The organism is Streptomyces cyaneofuscatus (genome assembly GCF_042718795.1).
GTDB lineage: Bacteria > Actinomycetota > Actinomycetes > Streptomycetales > Streptomycetaceae > Streptomyces > Streptomyces cyaneofuscatus_A.
In genome coordinates, this window is the sequence record NZ_JBHXOX010000033.1 from 22,291 (window position 1) to 46,135 (window position 23,845).

At 71.1% G+C, this 23,845-nt stretch carries 23 protein-coding genes; 3 read left to right on the plus strand and 20 right to left on the minus strand.

Going from position 1 to position 23,845, the window contains the following annotated elements:
• Positions 1 to 30 precede the first annotated feature (30 nt).
• Positions 31 to 450, plus strand: a complete 420-nt coding sequence (locus ACFWRT_RS31370; protein ID WP_380954679.1) for an ATP-binding protein — start codon at positions 31 to 33, stop codon at positions 448 to 450.
• 37 nt (positions 451 to 487) lie between these two features.
• On the opposite strand, the gene ACFWRT_RS31375 is transcribed toward ACFWRT_RS31370, so the two are convergent.
• The 20 genes from ACFWRT_RS31375 to ACFWRT_RS31470 all read right to left on the minus strand — a co-directional run bounded on the left by ACFWRT_RS31375 (position 488) and on the right by ACFWRT_RS31470 (position 21,481).
• Positions 488 to 886, minus strand: coding sequence for an STAS domain-containing protein (locus tag ACFWRT_RS31375; RefSeq protein ID WP_380954678.1), 399 nt, complete (start codon positions 884 to 886; stop codon positions 488 to 490).
• Positions 883 to 1,974 (minus strand): cobalamin B12-binding domain-containing protein, encoded by a 1,092-nt coding sequence (locus tag ACFWRT_RS31380; RefSeq protein ID WP_380954677.1) that lies wholly within the window; start codon positions 1,972 to 1,974, stop codon positions 883 to 885. Before ACFWRT_RS31380 ends, ACFWRT_RS31375 begins: the two co-directional genes overlap by 4 nt.
• Positions 1,971 to 3,632, minus strand: a complete 1,662-nt coding sequence (locus ACFWRT_RS31385; RefSeq protein WP_380954675.1) for a PP2C family protein-serine/threonine phosphatase — start codon at positions 3,630 to 3,632, stop codon at positions 1,971 to 1,973. Before ACFWRT_RS31385 ends, ACFWRT_RS31380 begins: the two co-directional genes overlap by 4 nt.
• A gap of 181 nt (positions 3,633 to 3,813) precedes the next feature.
• On the minus strand, positions 3,814 to 5,169 hold the full coding sequence (locus ACFWRT_RS31390) for a lytic transglycosylase domain-containing protein (protein ID WP_380954674.1): 1,356 nt from the start codon (positions 5,167 to 5,169) through the stop codon (positions 3,814 to 3,816).
• A 38-nt stretch (positions 5,170 to 5,207) separates the two neighbouring features.
• Positions 5,208 to 5,981, minus strand: coding sequence for a hypothetical protein (locus tag ACFWRT_RS31395; RefSeq protein ID WP_380954673.1), 774 nt, complete (start codon positions 5,979 to 5,981; stop codon positions 5,208 to 5,210).
• A 64-nt stretch (positions 5,982 to 6,045) separates the two neighbouring features.
• Positions 6,046 to 6,576, minus strand: coding sequence for a hypothetical protein (locus tag ACFWRT_RS31400; RefSeq protein ID WP_380954672.1), 531 nt, complete (start codon positions 6,574 to 6,576; stop codon positions 6,046 to 6,048).
• A 20-nt stretch (positions 6,577 to 6,596) separates the two neighbouring features.
• Positions 6,597 to 7,202 carry a hypothetical protein gene (locus ACFWRT_RS31405; protein ID WP_380954671.1) on the minus strand — a complete coding sequence of 202 codons (606 nt, stop codon included), beginning with the start codon at positions 7,200 to 7,202 and terminating at the stop codon, positions 6,597 to 6,599.
• Positions 7,199 to 7,720, minus strand: a complete 522-nt coding sequence (locus ACFWRT_RS31410; RefSeq protein WP_380954670.1) for a hypothetical protein — start codon at positions 7,718 to 7,720, stop codon at positions 7,199 to 7,201. The genes ACFWRT_RS31405 and ACFWRT_RS31410 overlap by 4 nt, the downstream gene beginning before the upstream one ends.
• A complete protein-coding gene (locus ACFWRT_RS31415; RefSeq protein ID WP_380954669.1) occupies positions 7,717 to 9,048 on the minus strand; it encodes an MCE family protein in 1,332 nt (443 codons plus the stop codon). The genes ACFWRT_RS31410 and ACFWRT_RS31415 overlap by 4 nt, the downstream gene beginning before the upstream one ends.
• Positions 9,045 to 10,343 carry an MCE family protein gene (locus ACFWRT_RS31420; RefSeq protein ID WP_380954667.1) on the minus strand — a complete coding sequence of 433 codons (1,299 nt, stop codon included), beginning with the start codon at positions 10,341 to 10,343 and terminating at the stop codon, positions 9,045 to 9,047. Before ACFWRT_RS31420 ends, ACFWRT_RS31415 begins: the two co-directional genes overlap by 4 nt.
• Positions 10,340 to 11,479: an MCE family protein gene (locus ACFWRT_RS31425; RefSeq protein ID WP_380954665.1), complete on the minus strand. Its 1,140-nt coding sequence runs from the start codon at positions 11,477 to 11,479 to the stop codon at positions 10,340 to 10,342. The genes ACFWRT_RS31420 and ACFWRT_RS31425 overlap by 4 nt, the downstream gene beginning before the upstream one ends.
• A 1-nt stretch (position 11,480) precedes the next feature.
• Positions 11,481 to 12,497 (minus strand): MCE family protein, encoded by a 1,017-nt coding sequence (locus ACFWRT_RS31430; protein WP_380954664.1) that lies wholly within the window; start codon positions 12,495 to 12,497, stop codon positions 11,481 to 11,483.
• Positions 12,494 to 13,525, minus strand: coding sequence for an MCE family protein (locus tag ACFWRT_RS31435; protein WP_380954663.1), 1,032 nt, complete (start codon positions 13,523 to 13,525; stop codon positions 12,494 to 12,496). The genes ACFWRT_RS31430 and ACFWRT_RS31435 overlap by 4 nt, the downstream gene beginning before the upstream one ends.
• The gene (locus tag ACFWRT_RS31440; protein ID WP_380954662.1) at positions 13,522 to 14,805 is read right to left on the minus strand and encodes an MCE family protein; all 1,284 of its coding nucleotides are present in this window, start codon (positions 14,803 to 14,805) and stop codon (positions 13,522 to 13,524) included. The genes ACFWRT_RS31435 and ACFWRT_RS31440 overlap by 4 nt, the downstream gene beginning before the upstream one ends.
• Positions 14,805 to 15,608 carry an MlaE family ABC transporter permease gene (locus ACFWRT_RS31445; RefSeq protein ID WP_380954660.1) on the minus strand — a complete coding sequence of 268 codons (804 nt, stop codon included), beginning with the start codon at positions 15,606 to 15,608 and terminating at the stop codon, positions 14,805 to 14,807. Before ACFWRT_RS31445 ends, ACFWRT_RS31440 begins: the two co-directional genes overlap by 1 nt.
• A 5-nt stretch (positions 15,609 to 15,613) precedes the next feature.
• Complete coding sequence (locus ACFWRT_RS31450; RefSeq protein ID WP_380954658.1) at positions 15,614 to 16,465, minus strand: MlaE family ABC transporter permease; 852 nt, start codon at positions 16,463 to 16,465, stop codon at positions 15,614 to 15,616.
• Positions 16,462 to 17,460 (minus strand): ABC transporter ATP-binding protein, encoded by a 999-nt coding sequence (locus tag ACFWRT_RS31455; protein ID WP_356070773.1) that lies wholly within the window; start codon positions 17,458 to 17,460, stop codon positions 16,462 to 16,464. Before ACFWRT_RS31455 ends, ACFWRT_RS31450 begins: the two co-directional genes overlap by 4 nt.
• Positions 17,461 to 17,805: 345 nt before the next feature.
• Positions 17,806 to 19,380: a DUF6801 domain-containing protein gene (locus tag ACFWRT_RS31460; RefSeq protein ID WP_380954657.1), complete on the minus strand. Its 1,575-nt coding sequence runs from the start codon at positions 19,378 to 19,380 to the stop codon at positions 17,806 to 17,808.
• A gap of 312 nt (positions 19,381 to 19,692) precedes the next feature.
• Positions 19,693 to 20,349, minus strand: coding sequence for a hypothetical protein (locus ACFWRT_RS31465; protein WP_380954656.1), 657 nt, complete (start codon positions 20,347 to 20,349; stop codon positions 19,693 to 19,695).
• A gap of 199 nt (positions 20,350 to 20,548) precedes the next feature.
• Positions 20,549 to 21,481 (minus strand): hypothetical protein, encoded by a 933-nt coding sequence (locus ACFWRT_RS31470; RefSeq protein ID WP_380954655.1) that lies wholly within the window; start codon positions 21,479 to 21,481, stop codon positions 20,549 to 20,551.
• Positions 21,482 to 22,124: 643 nt separating this feature from the next.
• Here ACFWRT_RS31470 and ACFWRT_RS31475 point away from each other — a divergent pair.
• Together ACFWRT_RS31475 and ACFWRT_RS31480 are read left to right on the plus strand one after the other, a co-directional pair.
• Positions 22,125 to 23,339 carry a helix-turn-helix domain-containing protein gene (locus ACFWRT_RS31475; RefSeq protein WP_380954653.1) on the plus strand — a complete coding sequence of 405 codons (1,215 nt, stop codon included), beginning with the start codon at positions 22,125 to 22,127 and terminating at the stop codon, positions 23,337 to 23,339.
• Between the two features lie 201 nt (positions 23,340 to 23,540).
• The gene (locus ACFWRT_RS31480) at positions 23,541 to 23,804 is read left to right on the plus strand and encodes a hypothetical protein (RefSeq protein WP_380954652.1); all 264 of its coding nucleotides are present in this window, start codon (positions 23,541 to 23,543) and stop codon (positions 23,802 to 23,804) included.
• Positions 23,805 to 23,845: the final 41 nt, after the last annotated feature.

The window sequence follows — 23,845 nt, forward strand, 5'->3', positions numbered from 1 at the left end:
GAGATCGACGGCACGGAAGGAGGTACCGGCGTGTACAGCACCCCTCCCGTACGTCACGCGGGCGGCGCGTCCGCGGACATGCCGCGGACCGCGGGCGAGGCGCGCGATGTCGTGACCCGGCTGCTGGCGGCGGAGTTCGACGAGCTGTCGGACGAGATCCTCTCGAACGTGGTCGTGGCGGACGCCCTGCTGGTCACCTCGGAGATCGTGACCAACGCACTGCGGCACGGCGGGGGCCTCACCGGCTTCTCGGCCCGGATCACCGACGCCGGGCTCCGCCTCGTCGTCGACGACGCGGACCCCCGGCATCCGGTGCTCCAGGACCCGCCGCCCGGGTCGGTCGGCGAGGGCGGTTACGGCTGGTCGCTGGTGCACCGGCTCACCCGGCAGGTCTCCGTGACCTCGCACGAGGGCGGCAAGCGCATCGTCGCCGTGGTGTCGCTGTTCTGAGCCGCCGCGCCGGCCGGTGACGTGACGGCTCGGGGAGTCAGGGCGACGGGCGCTGGTCGGGGGGCGGTGCCGCCTCACCGGCGCCCCGGGCGGGCCGGCGGGCCTCCTGGCGGGCGAAGAGGTGGTCGATCCCGGTGATCCGCATGATCCGGTCCAGGAAGGGCGGTGCGTCCTCCACGTGCAGGATCACGCCCTGGGCCGCCGCGTCGCGGTGGATCTGGAGCAGGGCGGAGACACCCATGGAGTCGCACAGCTCCAGCTCCGCGCAGCTCAGGCGGAGGTCGCGCAGGTCGGGCCGGACGGCCAGCCAGTCCCCCGCCCGCACCACCAGCTCGTGGCTGGTGTCGAAGTCCAGGTCACCGGTGAGGCGCAGCCGGACCCAGCCCCGGCCCTCCTCGGCGGTGACGGTGAGGAGGGGAGTGGGCAGGGCGGTCATGCGGAGGCTCCGGGTGGCTGGTCGGTGATGGGCACGGCCTCGTCGAGGTGGAGGCGGGCTCGGTCGAGCATGCGGCTGGCCCGCGGGAAGTCCTTGAGCTCGGTGCCCAGGGCGTCCAGCGCGGGGCGCAGGGAGGCGGCGGGGACGTCGCGGGCGGTCAGGACGGCGGCGGTCCACCGGATGAAGTCGGTGAAGAGGTCGTCGCTGTCGGTGTAGAGGGCGACGCCGAGGAACTCCACGATGTGGGCGATGTCCTCGGCCGTGCGCTCACGCTGCGGGGCGGAGTAGCCGGCCATCGCCGGGTAGTTCCGCTCCAGGTCCGCCAGCACCACCCGGACGAGCCGGGCCCTGGCCCGTACGACGAGGGTGTACTCCTGGTCGGTGAGGTGCGCCAGGCCCTCCTCGATCGGCCGGCCCACCGCGAGGTCGGGGGGCGGTATGCCGTCGGCCAGCCGCCGGGCCGCGGCGCGCGCGTCGGGGGCCCAGGCGTCGGCGCCGAGCAGCCGGGCGTACCGGCCGTCCGGGCCGAACGCGGCACCGCCCGCCAGCACGGGCACGCCCACGGCCTGGCACGCGGTGATCGCGGTGTGGGCCGTGGGCAGCCGGGTGGCGATGGACGAGGAGAGGGCCACCGCGTCCGCCCCGGTGTTGTGCAGGTGGGTCACCAGGTGCGGGGTGGGCACCTGCGCGCCGAGGAAGTCGACCCGCCAGCCCCGCAGGGTGAGGACCTCGGCGAGCAGCCGGGCCGGCAGGGCGTGCCACTCCTGGTCCACGCAGGCGACGGTGATCCGGCCGCCGTAGGGGGCGGGCCGGTGCGCGGGGTGGTGGGCGAGCGCGGCGATCACCCGTTCGGCGATCGCGGTCGCGGCGTGCTCCTGGGCGACGGTCAGCCGGTCGGCCTGCCAGGCGTGGCCGACCCGGGCCTGGACGGGGGCGATCACGTCCAGCAGGACCGATTCGGCGGGTGTCCCGGCGTCCAGGGCCCGGAGCACGATGTCCGCGGCCCGGTACTCCTCCCGGCCGGTCACCGCGGTCCACAGATCGCTGCGCAGTATGTCGAGACCGGGAGCTTCGACAGTGGTGGTCATGCGGTGTACCTGCCCCGTGTGTGCCCGTCCACCGCACTCAGATGGGTGGTGCGCGGTGCGGTGATGGCGACGACCGCCAGATCGTCGTGGCCGCCGTCGCCCAGCCACTGCGCGGTGAGCATCCGGATGTGCTCCACCACCGCGTCGCCGGGCATGCCGCCGCACTCGGCCAGGGCCCGCTTCAGCCGCTCCTCGCCGAAGAGTTCACCGCCGAGCGGGCCGCCGCGCGCCTCGGTGATCCCGTCGGTGTAGAGCAGGCAGGTGTCGCCGGGGAGCAGGGAGGTCTCGACGGTGCGGGCCGACACCTGGTCCAGGGCCCCGACCAGACTGCCGCGGGTGGGGACCTCCTCGACCCGGCCGTCGTCGCGCACCACGATGGGCGCGGGGTGGCCGGCCGAGGTGAGCCTCAGGTGCACCTGGTTCTCGGTGCGCAGGACGGACGCCAGGACCAGGGTCGCGAACCGGGTGTTGTCCGCGTTCAGCAGGGCCCCGTTGAGGAGTTGCAGCACCCGCTCGTGGTCGTCGGCCATCGGCATCAGCGCCTGGAGGGTGTTGCGGATCTTGCCGGTGAGGACCGCCGCGTCCAGCCCCTTGCCGCAGACGTCCCCGAGCACCACGAGGGACGGGTCACGTGGCGTGGGCCCGGCGTGGACGTCGTAGAAGTCGCCGCCGACCCGCTCGTGGGAGCTGGAGGGGCGGTAACCGCCGGCGAACTCCACCCCGTGCACCCGGTGGAGACGGGGCGGCAGCAGATCGCGCATCAGGGTCCGGGTGATGCTGTGCTGTTCCGCGTACAGGCGGGCCGCGGAGAGGGCGGCTCCGGCACGGGCGGCGAAGAGCCGGGGGAACGTCTCCTCGGTCTCGCTGAACCCCTTGCACCTGTCCGCGCGGAGCAGGATCAGCGCCCCGGCCGGAACACCGTGCCCGGGCAGTGGGGTGACGACGACCGAGCCGACCGTCGTACCGAAGCCGTCGGGCACCAGCCACTCGGGCAGGGACGTCGGGTCGATCCACCGGGACGGGACGGGCGGGAAGCCCCGCAGCGCCTCGGCGAGACCCGGTACGTCGGAGGGGTCGGCCACGATCAGCTCCTGCGTGACGCCCTGGCCCTTCACGGCACGGGTCACGGGCAGCCGGCGGCCCGCCGCCGGGGCCACCACGACGGCCGCGTCGGCCAGGAATCCGGCGGCCAGCCGGGCGGTGGAGTCCATGCACCGCTCGAAGTTCAGCGAGGACAGCAGGACGTTGGACGCCTCGGCGAGGAACGTGGTGCGCTCGCGCTCGGCGGTCAGGGCCTCCTCGGCGGCGTACCGGGCCGTCTGGTCGACCAGCCACCACACCACCTCGCCGTCCGCACGCCGGGTCGGGTGGGCCTCGAAGCGGTGCCCCGCGAACTCCCCCTCGACGGCGGGCCGCGGCGAGCCGCCCTGGTGGACGGCGTCGTCGGCCACCAGGGCGGTGGCCCCGGCCAGCCAGGAGAGGCCCTCCGGCAGCGGAACGCCCTGCTCCACGCCCGGGAGCAGACGCGTCTCCCCCTCGGTGCGTACGGCCGTCCCGGCCCGGTCCACGAGGATCACGGCGTACGGCGGCCGGCCCCAGTCGGCCGGGTCGAACCGCTCCTTCGTGGACGTGCCGGTCTCTGTCTTGGGTGAACCCATGAGGGGGGACCCGCCTGTGGCGAGTCGCACCACCTTCCGGTCGGAACGAACTGTTTCCCTCGGGCAAAGATCTCGAAGGGCGCCCGAAATATCAACCCGGTCCCGCGCCTGTCCACCGTGCGGGCCCTTGAGAACACAGGACGGTCACGTCACTCTTTCGAGGCCTTCACACATCGCCGGCTCAGGTCGTGGACGGGTCGGTGGGGGTGGGATCGGTGGTTCCGGGGTCGGTGGGGTCGGGGGTTTCGGTGGGGGTGGGGGTTTCGGTGGGGGTGGGATCGGTCGGGCCTGGGTCGGTGGGATCGGGGTCCGTGGGACCTGGGTCCGTGGGACCTGGGTCCGTGGGACCTGGGTCCGTGGGACCTGGGTCCGTGGGATCGGGACCGGGACCGGGATCTGTGGGGGTCGGGTCGGTGGGGGTCGGGTCGGTGGGTGTGGGGCCGGGGTCGGTCGGGCCGGGCTGGGGATCCGTCGGGCCGGGCGTCGGGGTCGGGTCGGTCGGGGTCGGGCTCGGGGTGCCCGGCTCGGAGGGGCTCGGGCTCGGGGAGCCGGGCTTCGAGGGGCCGGGTGTGGGCCCCGGGCCGGGCGGGCGTGGGGGCTGCGGGCCGATGACGATGCCGCCGCCTCCCTTGCCGGGCTTCTCGGCGGGGCCGGAGCCGACGGGTGCCTTGGCGCGGTCGGTGCCCCCCGGTCCGGGGCTGACGGGGATGACCCCCTGGCCGTCGGCAACCGGGTGGGTGCCCTGGCGGTAGAACTCCAGCCAGGACAGCACCGTACGCAGATAGACGTCGGACCGGTTGTAGCTGAGGATCGCCCGGTCCAGGTCGGCGCGGACGCCCAGGTCACGGCCCCCGGCACAGAGGTAGTGCCCGGCGGCGAGGGCGGCGTCGTAGATGTTGTCCGGGTCCTTGCGGCCGTCGCCGTTGCCGTCCATGGCCCAGTTCGCCCAGGTGGACGGGATGAACTGCATCGGCCCGACGGCCCGGTCGTACGTACGGTCGCCGTCGTGCACCCCGTTGTCGGTGTCCCGGATCAGCGCGAAGCCCACCCCGTCGAGGGCCGGCCCCAGGATCGGGGTGAGCGTGGTCCCCCGCGCGTCGACCCGGCCGCCCGCCGCCTGCCCGGACTCCACCTTGCCGATCGCCGCGAGCAGTTGCCACGGCAGCCGGCAGCCGGAGTCGCTGCGGCGTAGGGACCGCTCGGCGTTCCGGTACGCGGCGAGCACGGTCGCCGGGATACCGGCCTCGGACCGGGCGCGGGCCAACAGCGGAATCGAGGGTTCCACCGTGGCCCGTGGCGGCTTCAGCGGCGCGGGCGGCCGCGGGCTCTCCAGCGGCGGCAGTTCGGTGTGGTACGCGTCGTCGCCCTCCACCTCGCTCCACACCACGTCCTCCGCGCCCGCGGCGGCCCGCTCCTCGCGCGACACCGCCACCGCGTCCCCGAAGCCGGGCGCCTGGGACGCGGTGAGCGCGGCCATCGCGGCGACCGCCGTGACCGTGCCGGTGAACTGACGGCGTACCGTGCCGTGGAACTTCATAGCTGGTCCCCTCTCCCCGGCTGTCCGGGCCTGGCGGTTCAGCGGGTGAACGTGTCGATGGCGGCGATCCGCCAGGTGTCCCCGTTACGGACGGCGTCCACGGCGAACATGGCCGCCGCGTAGGTGGTCTCCTCGTCCTTGCCGGTACGGGTGTTGCTCTGGTCGGCGAAGATCAGCAGCCGGGCGCGGTCGCCGTCCAGATACTCCACGCCGCTCGCGGTGACGGTCGTGGTGAGGACGAGCTTCTGCTGCGGCGCCTGGGCCCGGACCTCCGCGAGCATGTCCTGGTGCTGCTCCACGGCCCTGCCGGTCAGATGGGTCTTCGCGGCGCGGTCGGAGCGGGCGGGCGAGGCGTAGTCGTACGAGAACACCGCGCCGACCGCCTCGCTGATCCGCCCCTTCACCTCGCTGGTCGCGGCGATGTCGGTGAGCGCGGTGTTCTGCCGCGCGGGCTCCTCGCGCAGGCTCGCGGCCGAGGTGAACGCCCAGGCGGCGAAGGCTCCGAGGAGGACGGTGAGGGCGCAGAGGAGGGCGGGGAGGCGGGGCCGGAGACGCCGCCGTGGGGGTGTGGTCACATCCGACTCAGGTGCGGGCTCCCGGCCCTGCTCCGGCTCTGTTCCCAGCTCTGTTTCCGGCTCTGTCTCCGGCTCTGCTTCCGGCTCTGATTCCGGCTCTGCTTCCGGCTTTCGCAGGCCCGGTGGTGCGGTGGCCTCCTCCGTGGGACCCTCATCCGGGACCGGGGCCACCGCCGCGCGCGACGGTGACGTGGCCAGTCTGCGGCGGCGGTTGACCAGGTGGCGGGTCGTCGACATGGGGGGCCTCTCGGATGCGGGGCGGGGTGGGGCGGGGCGTCGGCAGCGGGTTCGGGGCGCGGGTTCAGCCGGCCGTGGAGCCGACGGGGGCCTGGCCGAGCGCGCTGAGCTTCCACCCCTCGGAGGTCCGGGTGAGGGTGCCGAGCATCCGGCTCTCCTTCACCGCCGGGTCACCCTTGGGTGCGGCGACCGTGACCCGTAGCGCCACCATGACCCCGGCCCGGCCCGCCCGTTCGTCGAGTTCGGTCACCGCTCCGGAGAGGACCTTCGCCGTACTGACGGTCTTCGCCGCCACGATCTGCTTCGCGAACGCGTCCCGGCCGTCCACGAGTTGGCGGTGCAGATCGCCGGTGGTGGACTCCTCCCAGCTGTCGAGGCCCTTCTCCAGCGTGCGGTGGTCCAGGGTGTTCATGTTCTGCACCGCCTGCTCCCCCGCCGCCAGTGCGTCGTCCCGCGCCTGCGCGTAGGAGGCCGCGTCGTCATGGGCGGCGTCGTAGCGCTGCCAGCCGCCCCATCCCGCCGCCCCGGCCGCGACGACCGCGAGCGCCGTCGCCGCGATGACCAGGGGGTTCCTCGTCTTCCCTGCGCGTGCCATGTGCTGCCTCTCCCCTGCCGTCATATGGAGCTGATCTCGACGATCCGCCAGCGTTCGCCCCGCAGTTCGGCGGTGACGGAGAGCTGGGCGGAGGCGGTGGTGGCGGGCCGGCCACGGCGTTCGTAGACCTGGTCGAGGAAGACCAGGAGGTGGGCGCCGGTAGCGGTCAGCCGGGTGACTCCGGCCCGTACGACGTGAGTGGTCAGCGTCAGCTTCTGGTCGGCGGCCTGCTTCTCGACCTGGCCGAACAGTGCCGCGTACTGCTGGAGAGCCTTGCCCGCGAGGACTTCCTGCGCCGCGTCCTTGGCAAGGGCGGTGGCGTCGGGGCCGTACGAGAAGATCCTGCCGAGCGCGTTGCTGACGTCGCCGGTGACCCGGGTGGTGGCCTCGGCGTCCGTGAGGGCGAGGTTGCCGGTGGCCGGGGTGTCGCGCAGCTCCCGGCCCTCGGCGAAGAGGAGGCCGCCGGTCGCGAGCAGGACGACGGCCAGGAGGGCACCGAGGACGCGGGGCCACCGGGGGCGGCGGCCGGGATCGTCGGTGCGGTCAGGTTCGGTGCCGTCGATGGGTTCCGCGTTCCCGATTTCCGTTTCCGTTTCCGTTTCCGCCAACGCTGTTCGCCCGCTCATCCGCCGTCTCCCGCCGCCATCGCCGTGAGCGCCTTGACCTTCCAGCCGTCGCCCGTACGGGCGAGCGTCGCCGTGAAGCGTTTGCGCTGGGTGCCAGGGGCGCCCGTGCGCGGGGTGACCTCGACGTCCACGGTGGCGATCAGCTCCGCCGTGCCGGTGCGGTCGTCCAGGGCGGTGAGCGCGGCCGAGGTCACCTTGGAGTCGGCGGTGTCGCCCGCCGTCGTGAGCGTCTTCGCGTCGGCCGCCGACGTCCGCTTCAACTGGTCGTGGAGCGGACCGGTCGCGGATTCGCGCCACGCCCGCAGCCCGGCGGCGACGCTGGTGGCGTCCTTGCCGTCCAGGCTGTTCAGGGTGGCGAGGTGGCGCTTGCCCTGGGCCAGGGCCGTATCGCGGGCCTTGGCGTAGGCGAGGGTGCGGTCGCCGCGCGCCTGGGCGTACGACCAGGTGCCGAGTCCGCAGACGAGGGCGGCGGCCAGCAGGACGGCCCAGCCGCCGAGGCGTCGGGTACGGAGCGTCATGAGCCACCGCCTCCCAGGCCCAGGAGTCCGGCCATGCCGGGGGCGGGCGGCGCGGTCCGGGGTGCGGTGCCGAGCGCGCCGGGGAGCCGGTCCTTCATGTCGGCGTCCGCGTCCGCGCCGGTGCCGGTGCCGGTGCCGGCGCCGGCGCCGTCGCCGTCGCCGTCGCCGTCGCCGTCGCCCAGCAGCATCGAGCCGGGCTGGGCGGGCGCCGGGACCGGGCCGCCCTTCGGGGCGTTGGCGCTGCCCCGGACGTTGATCCCCGTACCGGGCGAAGAGGCGCACCGGGCAGCGGAGTTGAGGGCAGGCGCGGGCGAGGTGTCGAGTCCGTTGCGGTACGTCGTGGCGCCGTACCCGGAGGTGCAGGGCAGCGGTTCGAAGAAGGTGACCGACATCCCGAACCGGGCCCCGCCCTCGTCGACCGCGCTCGCTCCGGCCGCCACCACCGCCGGAAGCTTCACCAGCAGTTCCTCCAGGCCTCGTTGGCGGGTGACGGCGACCTCCGACGTGGTGAGCAGGTTGGCGACGACGACACCGAAGGCGGGGTCGAGGTCACGCAGCAGCCCGCTGATCTGCACGGCGGCGTCCGGAGTGGTCGCGATCAGCCGCCTCAGGTCGCCGTCGGAGCCCTTGAGTTCGGCGGCCAGCTCCTTGGCTCCGGAGGCGAACCCCTTGAGTGCCGCGCCCTGTTCGGCCTGGGTGCGCAGCACAATCTCGCCGTCGGCCATCAGCCGGGTGGTCGTCGGGAGGGCCCGGTCGGCCGCGTCGATGAACTCGCCGCCGCTGTCCAGCAGCACCTGGAGGTCGTCGCCGCGTCCTTCGAAGGCGGTGCCGAACTCCTCGACGACCGTGCGCAGATGCTCCAGGTCGACCGAGCTCGCGAAGTCGTTGACGCTGGTGAGGACTTCGGTCGGCGGGGCCGGGAGGGTGGTGTCGGCCGCGTCGATCACCGAACCGTTGCCCAGGTAGGGGCCGTGCGAGCGGGACGGGCGCAGGTCGACGTACTGCTCGCCGACCGCCGAGAGGTTGGCGACGACGGCCTTCAGGCCGTCCGGGATGGGCGGGGCGTCCTTCTCGATCCGCAGCTCGGCCTCCACCCCGTCGTCGGTCAGCTCGATGGGGCCGACCCGGCCGACCGAGACGCCCCGGTAGGTGACGTTGGAGTGGGTGTAGAGGCCGCCCGTCTGCGGGAGTTGGACGGTGACCGTGTAGTAGCTGCGCAGGCCGACGTAGTGGCCGAGGCCGGCGTACCGCACGCCGAGGTAGCCGAGGACCAGCACGGCGATCACGAGGAAGGCGATGTTCTTGAGCCGGATGGCGGGAGTGATCACGGGGTGCCCCCCTGTTCGGGCTGCGAGGTCCCTGTCACGGCCGGCAGCGGGAGCGGGAGCGGCAGCGCGTCACGGGCCGGCGCCGCGCCCTCCGTACCGTCTCCGCCATCCCCGGTGTCTCCGCCGTCCTCGCCGGGCGGCTCGTGCGGCGGCGGGGGCAGCGTCGGGTCGTCCGGGGTGAGCGCCGGGATGATCCGGGTGCCGGGCGCGGCCGTCACGTCCAGGTAGACGTTCAGGTAGTCGCCCTTCACCCCGCGCAGCACCTCGTCCGTGAACGGGTAGGTCAGCGAGGCCTGGAGCGCGTCGGGAAGGTTTTTGCCGGAGTCGGCGAGCGCCTTCAGGGTCGGGGCGAGCGCCTTCAGGTCGGCGATCATGTCCGCCTTGCTCCGGTTGATCGTGTCGACGGCCACGGTGGAGAGGGTGTCCAGGCTGCGCAGCATGGTGAGCAGCGAGCCGCGCTGTTTCTCCAGGACCTTCAGCCCGGGGCTGAGCCCGGTAAGGACCGTTCCGACGTCCTGTTTGCGGGTGGCGAGGGTGGCGGCGAGCCGGTTGACGCCGTCCAGGGCCCGGGTGATGTCGCCCTTGTTGCTGTCCAGGTTGGTGACGAGGGTGTCGACCCGGTTCAGCATGGAGCGGATCTGCGGTTCCTGGCCGGTGAGGGCCTTGTTCAGTTCGGTGGTGATGGTCTTGAGCTGGTTGATCCCGCCTCCGTTGAGCAGCAGGGAGAGGGCTCCGAAGACCTCTTCGACCTCCGGGTTGCGGTTCGTCCGGGTGAGCGGGATGCGGCCGCTCTCCGCCAGGGAGCCGCGCGCGGTGCCCTCGGCGGGCGGGGTGAGCTGGATGAACTTCTCGCCGAGGAGGCTGGACTGTTCGAGGCGGGCGTAGGCGTTGGCGGGGAGGGCGATGTCCCCGTTGACCCGCATGGTGACCTTGGCGCTCCAGCCGTCGGCGGCGAGGTCGATCTTGGTGACGCGTCCGACGGAGACGTCGTTGACCTTGACCGAGGACTGCGGGGCCAGGCTGAGGACGTCGCCGAACTCGGCGGTGATCTCGTACGGGTCCTCGCCGAGGTCGGCGCCGCCGGGCAGCGGGATCTGCTCGATGCCGGTGAAGACCGGGCCGTCGGTACGGACCACGACGAGGGCGATCAGGGCGCCGGTGGCCAGCAGGGCCACGGCCCCGGTGGCCGCCCGGACGGCGGTGCGCGTGCCGGTCGTGCGCGGGCCGGTGGTGCGCGGGCCGGTGGTGCGCGGGCCGGTGGTGCGCGGGCCGGTGGTGCTCGTGGAGCCGCTCATCTTTCCGCCCCCTTCCTGTCGTCCGGCTTCCGCTTCGCCGGCTGTTTCTCCGGGGTCCCGAAGACCGTCCCGACCTCCGGCAGCGGCAGGACCGGCAGCGCCTTCCGGCGGTTCGCGTCGACGGGCGCCAGCCCGGGCGGCGGGCCGGAGGCGGCGTCCGGGTCGACGAGGGGGCCGCCCATGGAGAGCTCGTTGAGGTTGGCCCGGCCGTTCAGGGTGCGGTTGGCCGGGTCGTACGCGTTCAGGACGTTGCCCGCCGCCAGCGGCAGGGTGTCCATCGCCTCGGCCAGCGAGGCACGTTGGTCGACCAGGGCCTGGGTGATGGGGACCAGGGCGTCCACATTCTTCTTCAGGGCGCCCCGGTTCTTGGCGATGAACGTCTTGACCTGGCCGAGTGCGGCGCCGAGCTCCTTGAGTGCCGCGCTGAGGTTCTTCTTGTCGTCCGCGAGGAACGAGGTGACCGAGTTGAGCTGCTGCTCGGCGGTGCGGACCTCGCTGTCGTTCTCCTTGAGCATGGTGGTGAAGGACTGGAGGTAGGCGAGGGTGTCGAACAGGTCGCCGCTGCTCCTGTCCAGCGTCTTGGCGGCCTTGCCGAACTGTTCGACGGAGTCCCCGATGGCCTTTCCGTTGCCGTCCATGTTCTTCGCCCCGGTCTCCAGCAGCCGGGCCAGCGCCCCGTCCGCGTTGGCCCCGTTCGGGCCGAGCGCCGTGGTGATCTCGGTGATGGAGGCGTACAGCTGGTCGACCTCCACGGGGGTCGCGTTGCGGGCGGCGGGGAGCTGGGCGCCGTCCGCGAGGAGGGGTCCGCCGTCGTAGGCGGGGGCGAGCTGGACGTACCGGTCGGCGACGAGGCTGGGGGCGACGACGACCGCGTGGGCGTCTTCGGGCACCTTGACGCCCTGGTCCAGGCGGAGGACGACCTTCACCTCCCGGCCCGCGGGCGTGACGGACTCGACCGTGCCGACCCGGACGCCGAGGACGCGCAGGTCGGACCCGGCGTAGACGCCCGTCGCCCGCTCGAAGTAGGCGGTGACGGTGGTCCGGGAGTCCTCCTGCACGGCGCTGACCCCGGTGGTGGCGGCGACGGCGACCACCGCGAGTCCGGCGCCGATGCCGATGATGCGTGTGCGTCTCATGTCAGCGGCCGCCTTGCTTCGGTGGCATGCATCCGGTGGTCGGTGGCGTACCGGCGGGGAGGTAGTTCCGGGGCACGACTCCGCAGGCGTACGTGTCGAACCAGCGGCCGTTGCCCAGGGTGTTGCCGACGAGCCGGCTGTAGGTGCCGGTCATGGCGAGCACCTTGTCCAGACTCTTCCGGTTCTTCGCGAGGACGGCGGTGACCCGGCCGAGGGAGGCCAGCGTCGGCCCGAGCTGCCGGTCGTTGTCCTCGACGAGGCCGGTGAGCTGGGTGCCGAGGCTGCGGGTGCCGGTGAGCAGGAGGTGGATGGCGTCGCGGCGGGCCTGGAGTTCGCCGAGCAACAGGTTCCCGTCCTCCAGAAGGGTCTCGAAACTGCTCTTCCTGCCCGCGAGGGTCTTCGTGAGGCGCTTGCTGCCCTGGAGGAGGGTTGCCAGTTGGGCATCGCGCTGGGAGACCGTACGGGAGAGGGCGGAGAGCCCCTCCGCCGCGCTGCGGACGTGCGGCGGGGAGTCCTTGAAGGTCGCGGAGATGGTCTCGAAGCTCTTGGCGAGCTGCTCGGTGTCGATCTCCTCGATGGTCTCGCCGAGCCCGTCGAACGCCTGGGTGACGTCGTACGGGGAGGTCGTGCGGCTCGCGGCGATGCGGGAGCCGGGGTCCTGCGGGGCGTTGCCGAGCGGGTCGACGGCGAGGTACTTCTCGCCGAGCAGGGTCTTGATGGCGATGCCCACGGTGGAGGCGTTGCCGATCCAGGCGTCCTCGACCTTGAAGTCGACCTTCACACGGGGCCCGTCGAGCGAGACCCCGGTGACCTCGCCGACCTTCACTCCGGCGATGCGCACCTCGTCGCCGTCGGAGAGCCCGGCGGATTCGGTGAAGTCGGCGCTGTACGTCGTGCCGCCGCCGATGAAGGGCAGGGAGTCGGCGCGCCAGGCGGCGAGGGCCAGCAGCGTGAGGACGAGGAGTCCGACGAGGGCGACGGCGACCGGGTTGCGTTCCCGGATGGGGGTGCGGCTCATGCGAGGCACCTCGGCTGGGTGATGGCGATGCCGGTGGGGGGCGTGGAGCCGTCGTCGGTGGCCACCCCGCCGACCGTGGCCTCGCAGAGGTAGAGGTTGAGCCAGGAGCCGTAGGAGGTGAGGCGGCTGATCGCCTCCATCTTGGCCGGGGTCTTGTCGAGGAAGTTCTCGATCTGGGGTGTCCCCTTGTCCAACTGGTCGCTCAGTCGACCCAGTTGGCGGATGTTCTCCTTGAGGGGCTTCCTGCCGTCCTGGAAGAGGTCCGCGGTGACCGTGGTGAGGGCGCCCATCGCCGTCACGGCCTCACCGAGCGGTTTGCGGTCGCCGGAGAAGCCGGACACCAGCTTCTCCAGGGTGACGACGAGGTCGTCGAACCCGGCCTCCCGGTCGTTGACCGTCCTGAGGACCGTGTTGAGGTTCTTGATCACCTCGCCGATCACCTTGTCCTTCGCGGCGACGGTGCTGGTGAGCGAGCCGACGTGGCGCAGGATGGAGTCCACCGTGCCGCCCTCGCCCTGGAGGACCTGGACGATGGAGCCGGCGAGCTGGTTGACGTCCGGAGGGGACAGGCCCTCGAAGAGCGGCTGGAAGCCGTTGAAGAGCTGGGTGAGGTCGAGGGCCGGGGTGGTGCGGTCGAGCGGGATGGTGGCCCCGGCCGCGAAGGTCCGGCCGACCGGCCCGGCGCCCCGGTCCAGGTCGACATAGCGCTGGCCGACCATGTTGAGGTACTTGATGGAGGCCGTCACCGAGGCGGGGAGCGTACGCCCCTTCCGTACGCCGAAGGTGACCTCGGCGACCCTGCGGTCCGCGACCCGTACGGACTCGACCTGGCCGACCTTCACCCCGGCGACGCGGACGCTGTCGCCGGGGATGAGCCCGGTGGCGTCGGTGAACCGCGCCTTGTACGTGGTGGTGTCGCCGACGCCCGTGTTGGCGATGGAGAGCCCGAGGACGGTGGTGGCGAGGACGGTCACCAGGACGAAGACGAGGGACTTGGTGAGCGGTCCCGCGAGAGAGCGGCGTTTCACTTGAGCTTCACCTCCGCACCGCGGAAGGCCGGACCGATGAGCACGCTGCTCCAGTCGGGCAGGGTCTGCGGCTGGACTTTCAGTGACGGGGCGACCAACTCGTTGACGAGCTGGGACTCCTGGGGCGAGTTGGGCAGGCCGAGCGCGGGGTCCTGGGCGGCCGGGGGCGGTGCGGTGACGTCGGTGGCCCGGCGGTTGTCGGCGGTCGGGGCGCCGCCCTTGCCGACGTACGGCACCGAGTAGCAGCGCGGGCCGCCGGTGGCGTTGTAGACCGGAGTGTCCTTCCCGGGGACGTACTTCCCTTGCGAGGGAACGGACTTGACGCTCACGTGCAGGCCTGGCTCGTTCGTGCCCTTGCCGAGCGCCTTGTCCATGGCGGGCACGAAGCCGGCGACCGTACGCAGCGTGCAGGGGAACGAGTCGGCGTACCGGGCGAGGAGTTCGAGCGTGGGGCGGCCGGAGGAGGAGATCCGGATGAGGTTCTCCTTGTTCTCCCGCAGGAAGGAGGTGACATCGCGCGCGGAAGCGGTGGTCGTTCCGTACAACGCGGCTAGCTGGGACTCCTGTTCGGCGAGGGTGCCGCTCGTGGTGGTGGCGTCGGTGAGGGCGTCGAGGACGTCCGGGGCCGCTTCCGCGTAGAGCGTGCTGACCTTGACGAGCTGCTTGATGTCCTCGTTGAGCGTGGGGAGTTGGGGGTTGAACTTCTTCAGGTGGGCGTCCAGCGTGGTCAGCGTCTCGCCGAGCTTCTCGCCGCGCCCTTCGAGCGCCGTGGAGACAGCGCTCAGGGTGGCGGAGAGCTTCTCCGGCTTCACGGCGGTGAGCAGCGGCAGGACGTTGTTCAGCACCTCCTCCAGCTCGATGGCGTTGCTGGAGCGGTCCTGCGGGATCACCGCGCCGGCGCTCAGGGTGCGGGTGGAGGGGGTGCGGGGCGGGACGAGGGCGACGAACCGCTGGCCGAAGAGGGTGGTGGGCAGCATCTGCGCGGTGACGTCGGCGGGGATGCGGTCCAGCTTGTCCGGGTCGATGGCCAGGGTGAGGCGGGCGCCTTCGGCGTCGGTGGCGATGGACCTGACCTGCCCGATGACGACTCCGCGCAGCTTCACATCGGCGTTGTCGTGCATCTCGTTGCCGACCGGGCCCGTGCGGACGGTGACGGTGGCGTCGTCGGTGAAGTCCTTGTCGTACACGGATACCGAGACCCACACCAGGAGGGCGGGGACCAGCAGGAAGGCGACTCCGGCGGCTCTGCGGCGGACGGTTCGCGTGCCACGTGGACTCATCAGCCGGCCACCTTCACCGTCGTCGTGGCGCCCCAGATGGCGAGGGAGAGGAAGAAGTCGGTGACGCTGATGAGCACGATCGCGTTGCGCACCGACCGGCCGACCGCCACCCCCACCCCGGCGGGGCCGCCGGTGGCGTGGAAGCCGTAGTAGCAATGGGCGAGGATCACCAGCACGCTGAAGATCAGCACCTTGAGCACGGACAGCAGCACGTCGTCCGGGGAGAGGAAGAGGTTGAAGTAGTGGTCGTAGGTGCCCGCCGACTGGCCGTTGAAGAGGATGGTGATGTAGCGGGAGGCGATGTACGAGGAGAGCAGCCCGATCGCGTACAGCGGGATGATCGCGACGACCCCGGCGATGATCCGGGTGGTGACGAGGTAGGGCATCGAGCGCACGCCCATCGCCTCCAGGGCGTCGACCTCCTCGTTGATGCGCATCGCGCCGAGCTGGGCGGTGAAGCCCGCGCCGACGGTGGCGGAGAGGGCGAGCCCGGCGACCAGAGGCGCGATCTCGCGGGTGTTGAAGTAGGCGGAGATGAACCCGGTGAACGCCGAGGTGCCGATCTGGTCGAGCGCCGCGTACCCCTGGAGGCCGACGACCGTGCCGGTGAAGAGCGTCATCGCGACCATCACGCCGATGGTGCCGCCGATGACGCCGAGTCCGCCGCTGCCGAAGGCGACCTCGGCCAGCAGCCGCTGCACCTCCTTGAGGTAGCGGCGCAGGGTGCGTGGGATCCAGACCAGGGCCCTGATGTAGAAGGTGAGTTGGTCACCCGATCGGTCGAGCCAGCTGAGCATCGCCATCTGTCTCAGCCGCCCTTCGCGGGGACGATCTGGAGGTAGATCGCCGTGAGGACCATGTTCACGAAGAACAGGAGCATGAAGGTGATGACGACGGACTGGTTGACCGCGTCGCCGACTCCCTTGGGGCCGCCGCGCGGGTTGAGGCCGCGGTGGGCGGCGACGATGCCCGCGATGAAGCCGAAGATGAGGGCCTTGAGCTCGCTCACGTACAGGTCGGGCAGTTGGGCGAGGGCGGAGAAGCTGGCGAGGTAGGCGCCCGGGGTGCCGTCCTGCATGATCACGTTGAAGAAGTAGCCGCCGAGCGTGCCGACCACGGAGATCAGGCCGTTGAGCAGGACGGCGACGAGCATGGTGGCGAGGACCCGGGGGACGACGAGGCGCTGGATGGGCGAGACGCCCATGACCTCCATCGCGTCGAGCTCCTCGCGGATCTTGCGGGAGCCGAGGTCGGCGCAGATCGCGGAGCCCGCGGCGCCGGAGATGAGCAGCGCCACGATGATCGGGCTGGCCTGCTGGATCACGGCGAGGACGCTGGCGCCGCCGGTGAAGGACTGGGCGCCGAGCTGCTGGGTGAGCGAGCCGACCTGGAGGGCGATGACCGCGCCGAACGGGATGGAGACGAGGGCGGCGGGCAGGATCGTGACGCTGGCGACGAACCAGAACTGCTCGATGAACTCGCGTAACTGGAAGGGCCTGCGGAAGATGGCGCGGCCCACCGCGATGCCGAGCGCGAACAGCTTCCCGGTCTCCCGGAGCGGGGCGAGCAGCCGGCTGGGGCGCCGCTGCTCCGGAACCCTGGGAGTCGGTGGGGTCTTCTCCGGCGGCTCGGGCGGCCGCACCGGCATCGGGGCGGTCACGCTCGCGCACCCCCTGCGGCCGGGGCGTAGCTGTTGAGGATGGCCGTACGGGCGGCCTCCGGCAGTTGGCCCATCATCGCCATGACCCGCTCACGGCGGCGCAGCGCCCCCTGGCGTACCGGCATGCCGGGCGAGGGCTCCAACTGCGGGACGACGGTGCGGGGTGCGGCGATCGTGGCCGTGGTGCCGAGGGAGTCGCTACGTTGCTGCTCGGCCGCGAGGGTGGCGGCGTCCTTCTCCTCGGACATCCCGATGGGTCCCTCGCGGCGTCCGGCGAGGAACTGCGAGACGACCGGGGTGTCGCTGGTGAGGAGCACCTCGCGCGGCCCGAAGGTGACGAGGTTGCGGCAGAACAGCATCCCCATGTTGTCGGGGACGGTCGCCGCGATGTCGAGGTTGTGGGTGACGATCAGCATCGTCGCGTCGATCTGCGCGTTCAGGTCGATGAGGAGCTGCGAGAGGTACGCGGTGCGCACCGGGTCGAGTCCGGAGTCCGGTTCGTCGCAGAGGATGATCTGCGGGTCCAGGACGAGGGCGCGGGCGAGGCCGGCGCGTTTGCGCATGCCGCCGGATATCTCGCCGGGGAGCTTCCCCTCGGCGCCGAGCAGTCCGACGATGTCGATCCGCTCCATGACGATGCGGCGGATCTCGGATTCCTTCTTGCGGGTGTGCTCGCGCAGCGGGAAGGCGATGTTGTCGAAGAGGGACATCGAACCGAAGAGGGCCCCGTCCTGGAACATGAGGCCGAACAGCTTCCGTGTCTCCATGATGTCGCGCTCGGAGCTGTTCACCATGTCCACGCCGTTGATGAGGACGCGGCCCTGTTCCGGCTTCAGCAGTCCGATGATGGATTTCAGGAACACGGTCTTTCCGGTGCCGGAAGGGCCGAGCATGACACTCACTTCACCGGCGGGCAGGGTGAGGCTGACGTCCTGCCAGATGTTCTGCTTGCCGAAGGACTTCGTCAGGCCCTCGACGACTACTTCGATTCCCATCGGCCCTCCTTCGAAGTGGTGGTGACTTCTGTCATCTGTCAGCGCTCCGACGGTCGGAAAACAAGCAGGTACGGAGGGGTTTCGGGCCGCTCACCCGGGACGCTACGGCTCGGTAACCTTAGTTCGCAATACTGGATACGAAACTTTCTCCGGCGTGATCGCGGTGTCCGGATTACTTGTTTCCGAGTGAGTGGTCCGGGTGCCAAACCTATTAATCGGTGATGAGTTCTCCGCGCGACGGACGGCATCATTCCGTGCCGAACAGCCCTTCCGGCCGGGTGAGAACCGGAAGGGCTGCGGGGGTCGGCTCAGATCACCGGCGGTACGTCTCACCGGCGGTACGTCTCACCGCTCGGGCTTGGGCACCTTCGGCGGGCAGTCGGGCCCGTCCGGGTTGGTCGCCACGCAGAGCGGGGCCTGCGTCATCTTGGTGTAGTTGTCGGCCTTCTTGCCGACGCTGGAGATGGCCGAGGTGAAGAGCGGGTCGAGGTTCTCGCCGACACCGCACCCCTTGAACGGCGGGATGTGCGCGTAACCGGTCAGATTCCCGCCGGTCGCCACGAGGTAGCCGGCCGGCGGATAGCTCTGGCCGTACCCCTTGAGGACCTGCTCGAAGGAGCGTTCCGTGCGGCAGTTCGGGCCGACGTCCAGCGGTACGCCGTTCACCTTCACGTCGTACAGGCGCATGGAGAGCTGGGCGGTGACCGTCGATTCCTCGGGGTAGGTCGGGGTGTTGGTGACCGTGTGGGTCTGGACGACGGCGGGTGGCCCCACCTGCTCAAGGACCATCGTGGCGGTCGTCGGCATGAACCCGTAACTGAGGAAGGTCGCCTGCGTGGGCGGGAGCTGCCGTTTGCCCTCGTATGCGAACTCCACCTCGGAGGTGACGTCCACGGTCGAGGCGCAGGAGTCGTTGATGTACCGCTTGTTCAGGACGACCTTCATGAACGCGGGCCCGAGCGCCGCCGCCCCGTCCAGCTTCACGGCGTTGGCGTACCCGGCGGCGTACGTCTCCGCGGTGGTCATCACCCACTCGGGCGGGATCTCGATCGGGCAGCTTCCGGGGTCCGCGTCGTCGAGGGCGTCGAGCCGCTCCTCGGTGAGGTCGTCGATCTTACGGTGGGCGTCCGGGTCGAGGCCGGGGGCCGGCGGGGACGGCTGCTCGGGCGGTTCGGTCGGCGCCTCCTTCCCGGGCACGGGACCGGTCGGGCCGGGCGAGGGGGCCGTCGGGCCGACGCTGTCGCGGACGGTGATCTCGGCGAGAGGCCGCTCCTCGTCGTCGGCCCTCTCGCAGAGGACGGTGAGCTCCGGGGGCGTGGTCGGGGCGCCGTCCTCGGTGAAGGAGGCGAGGGTGAGGCTGAGCGCGGCCGGTGTGATCGTCGCGCGTCCGGGGCTGCCGAACGCGACGGTGGGGACGTCTCCGGTGGCGGCGAGCACCACGCCGTCCTCGTCCTCACCCTCCGAATCTTCCGAGCCTTCCGAACCTTCCGAACCTTCCGAGCCTTCCGAGCCTTCCGACGGCAGGGTGACCGCGGGCGCTTCGAGCTGCTGCCAGGAGGCGTCGGCGGTGTGCTCGCCGACGGTGTTGCGTACGGTCAGCTCGGCGACGGCCGACAGGGTGGCGGCCTCCAGTGCGGTGAACTGGGTCAGCGCCGATCGCGCCAGGCTCACGTCGACGGAGACGTCACCGGGACGGATCGTCTCCTCCGTCCGGGCCGAGACGGGGAGGACCGCCTTGACGGCGACCTCCACCTTCTCCGGGCCGGAAGGGAATGGACAGGTATAGGGAAGGGTGACCTCGGAGGTCTGATCGGCCGCCACCGATTCGGCGCTCGGAATGAGCGCGGTGGCGACGACGAGCGCCCCGCCCACGGCGAGATGGAGAGGTCGTCTCGCCGCGGCGCGTACATCGACGGTCATGCGGATGGTGTCCTTCCGGCGCGCGCGGGCCCATCGGTTCGATGGCCGCCACATGGGGTCCACTTCTCGACAACGGCCTTTCGGGCGGACGCGGAATGATCCTCCTACCGACCGGTACGGTACGCACGTGATCGGCCGCCTGGGAAGAGCCGGGAATTCCAAGATTTCACCCGGGCACGGTTCTTGGCAGGTGATGATAAATTCCGGGCCGCGGCGTTGTCGGCGAGTGAGTGGAAAAGCACGGAGGTGCCCGGCCGCCGAGGGCGCACGGCCGGGCACCACGCTCACGTACTGCGCATCAGGGGCGGTGGATCAGCCGCTGATGACCGGGGACTTGCCGGTGGCCGTGTTCTTGATGGTGTAGAGGCCCTGGAAGCTGGCGGTGGCGCCGACGATGCCGCAGCCACCGCCGACCTTGTTGGCGATGGCCAGCGTGAGACCGCCGCCCGCCGTGTTCAGCGTGCCGTTGCTCCCGCCGGCGCTCGGGTTGTTGTACTTGGCCGCCACCTTGCCGGTGACGTCGAAGGTGCACGGGCCCAGCAGGCTGCTCCCGGTCACCTTCGCCTTGATCGCCCTGATCTCACCGGTCACCTGGCCGGTGGAGTTGGTGCCGGCACCCGCCGCGTAGTCGAGACCCCAGATCTGCCACGGGACCGTGGTGGTCACGGTCCACGTCGAGCTGAACGGCCCGGTGCAGGGCGAGTTGAACGAGATCGCCGAGATGGACGCGAGCTGCGCCGGGGAGCCGGCCACCGGGGACGTGGGGGCCGAGCCCGACGCGGCGGAGGTCGCACACTGGATCTTGTTGCCGTTGTTGTCGGTCAGGACGGTCACGCCGGCGCTGCCGGTGAAGGCACCGGTCGGCGTGATGGTCCAGCTCGTCGGGGCGGCGATGGCCGACGGAGCGGCAAGCGCGACGGATGCCACGGCGGCACCTATGGCGGTCAGTACACCGGATCGCTTGATCATGGAATGACTCCCTTTTCTTGTCCCGTTGGGGATACGAGTGGACGCGCGCCCGGGAAATCCGGGCGGCACGCTTCGAACTGGACTGGAGAAGGCGCGGCTCCTTCTTTCCCGCCTTCGCCGAGGAGCGGTCGGGCGGCTGTCTCACCACCTCCTTCTGCCGTTTCCGCAAGGCCCTCGGGGTAATGGAGGGCGTCGGCCGCTACCGCTTCGCGGAGTGCCAGAATTCCGACAGCTTCCTGCCCTCGTTCGGCGCCAGGCCGGCCGGGTCGTAGGGGCTGCCGAAGTAGGTCGAGGTGTCGTTGAGCTTCACGCCGTTCTTCCCGGCGGCCGAGGGGATACCGGTCTTGAGGTTCACCGCCCAGTCCAGGAGTCCGGCTCCGCAGCCGCTCGCCCCCGGGACGGCGAACGTGGCATCGCCCTGGTCGGCGCCGGCGAAGGTGTAACGGCCCATCTCGCCCTCCTCGTCCGGGGTTCCGTCGGCCGCGAACCGCTGGAGGGAGAGGGTCGGCGCGTTGAGGTTCTGCGGCTTCAGGAGCACGGGGTTGGCGGTGGTGCCGATGTAGCACTTGTCGCCGAGGAACGGGTTCCTCAGGTGGATGCGGACCGGCAGGGTGAGGATGGGCTCACCGGTGGAGAAGGCCGCCACCATGTTGAAGTCCCTCGGCGCACCGGCCGGTTCGATCGTGGCCGTGATCCGGTTGAGGTTGTTGTCCGTCAACTGGCGGCAGATCGCGGAGACGAAGGGGATGGCGCTCGGGCACATCAGCCCGAGCAGCCCCCCGGGGACCACGGCCGGGTCGGCGGTGAGCGCGCCCTCAGGGGGCGCCACCAGGGTGGTGGTGCCGTTGCTGTGCTGGATGACGCCGAGCTGCAGATCGCTGTTGCCGGTGGGGACCTGGCTCTTGCCCAGCGTGATGGAGCCGGTGACCGAGCTGGACGAGATACAGGTGGCGATATTCGTGATGCCGTCCGCCGCGAGCATGGCGGGCGCGTCCACCGGGCAGCGGTCGAACGGCGCCCAGTCGCCGTTGAGTTCGGTCGCCGCGGCGGCCGAACCGGTGGAGAGCACGGCGCTGAAGGCGGTGAATGCCGCGAGCAGCCCTATGCGGGTGCGGTTGGAAACGGATCTCATGTCGTCCCCTCTTTGGGCCGCCGGGTTGCGGCCTCGTGCGCGAAGTTGACCGGTTCTCCGACGCCTGCCCGCACCACGACGCATTCGTCGGCGGTGATGGAGCCGCGGGGTGGATCCGGGGGAGGAAGATCTGAGCGTCAAATTTCGGGCAGATTTCATGTCCGAATTGAACGAAGCGTGATGTTACTCGCGGGAAACACAGCCACACAATCCGTCCGGCCAAGAATTTTTGCGTGGCCCTGCTTTTGATCCGTAAGTGAGTAACCGAGGGTCACCCCTTTATCAAGGAATGCGCATCCGCGGGCGCCGAAATACGGATCGGCCACCGGAACCCGGCCCCCCGTGCCCGTCGGGAGCGGCCCCGGCCGACGCGATGACCCTGGTCGCGGCTCTTGTCACCGCCGGAGCATGCGGCCGAAATTCATTGTCCGAAAGCGCGCAGTACCGTCCGACCTGCGCGTCAGTCCCACCGCGTCGACACGATGCGTGCCCCCTGCACCCCGATCTTGTCCAAGTGGTGTGCAGTGCCTGTTCCGTGGTCTATCTTCGTCGCGGACTTGGTACACACCTGTCGGTTCGTGGGAGCGCTTTCCCTCGCCGTCTCACCCCTACCACCGGGCGCCGAGAGCAGAGGGGACCTGGCATGGCACACCTCATACAGCCGTTGGACACCGATGACCCCCTGGGGCCGCTCCCCCAGGAATTCGCCGCGATCATGCGGCCCGAACTCCCCAGCCTCATCAAGGAAATCGGTGTGGAGGTCACCCGCGCCTATCCGGAATACGCCCGGCTGCTGGACGGCCCCAACGGCCAGGCCATCCGGGTGGGCGTCGAGCAGAGCCTCGCCTCCTTCGTCGACCTGGTGGCCGAGCCCACCGCCTCCACCACCCTGCGGGACGACATGTGCCGGCGGTTCGGGCGGTTCGAGGCGTACGAGGGGCGGACGATGGACACCCTCCAGGGCGCCTACCGGCTCGGCGCGCGGGTGGCGCTGCGGCGGGCCAAGAAGGTGGGGCAGAGCTACCACCTCTCCCCCACCCTGATGCTCAGCTTCGCCGACGCGCTCTTCGCCTATGTCGACGAACTGGAATCGCTGTCCCGCGAGGGCTTCCTGGAGGTCCAGTCGCAGTCCGGGGAGCAGGGCGAGGCGCTGCGCCGGCGCCTGCTCCACCTCATCCTCGCCGGGCGCCCCGCCCCCCGCAGCGCCATCGCCGACCTCTGCGAGCAGACCGGCTGGACGCTGCCCGACGAGGTCACCCTGGTCGCCCTCCGTGCCCCGGCCGCCCTCGACCGGCTCGGCGCCGACCGGGACCTCCTCCTCGATCTCAGCGACCCCCAGCCGCACTTACTCGTGCCCGGCCCCCTGAACGACGCCCGAAGATCCATGCTGGAACAGGCCCTCCCGGCCGCCCGCGCGGCGATCGGGCTGACCGTCCCGACCGCCCTGGCCTGCGACTCGATCCGCTGGGCCCGCCGGGTGCTGGAGCTCGTCGACTCCGGCGTGATCGACGACGCCCCGCTGATCCGCTGCGAGGACCACCTCATCACCCTGTGGCTGCTCTCCGACCCCGCCCTGCTCGACCAGCTCGCCCAGCGGGAGTTGGCTGCCGTGGCGGGCATCAGCACCACCCGCCGTGAGCGGCTGATCGAGACGCTGCGGATCTGGCTGGACACCCGGGGCACGGCGGCCCAGATGGGCGAACTGCTCGATGTGCACCCGCAGACCGTGCGCTACCGCATGCGCAGCCTGGAGACCATCTTCGGTGATCAACTCGTCGACCCGGAAAGCCGTTTCGCGACCGAGGCCGTGCTGCGTGCGTTACGGCTGCGCACGCGCTCGGCCGACTCATCCTCCTGATCCGGATCATGTTCGGCGCGACAGGTCAACTTACTCGCGCGTAAGGCGAAATAGACGGTCAGTCCCAAACGGTTGCGACACGGAGACGTCTCCGACGAGAAACCCGGAACCGCGTCCCGTACACAAGGAGGGGTCTGCCGCTCATCCGGCGGCAGCACCCACGTACCGCCTCCTGGCAGACCATCCGAGAGGGAACACCGTATGACCGCCTCGCACCTCCTCGTCCCCGTGCCGATCCCGGACCGGGTCGCCGCGCTGATCGGCTCGTGCATCCCGCCGCACATCCTGGAGACGGAGTTCGAGGCCGACTGCGCGGCCCGTGAGGTCCGCAGGTTCCGGGGACCCCGGCTGGGCATCGAGGACCAGGCCGACCGCGAGCAGGCCCTCGCCGAGCTGGCCCGCGCCAACAAGGTCCTGGCCGCTCACCACCCGCGGCTGGCGGTGGGGCCGGGGTCGTTCTCGTAGCCCGGCGGCGGCCCGTGGACAGGCGTCGGGGATAGTGGGCG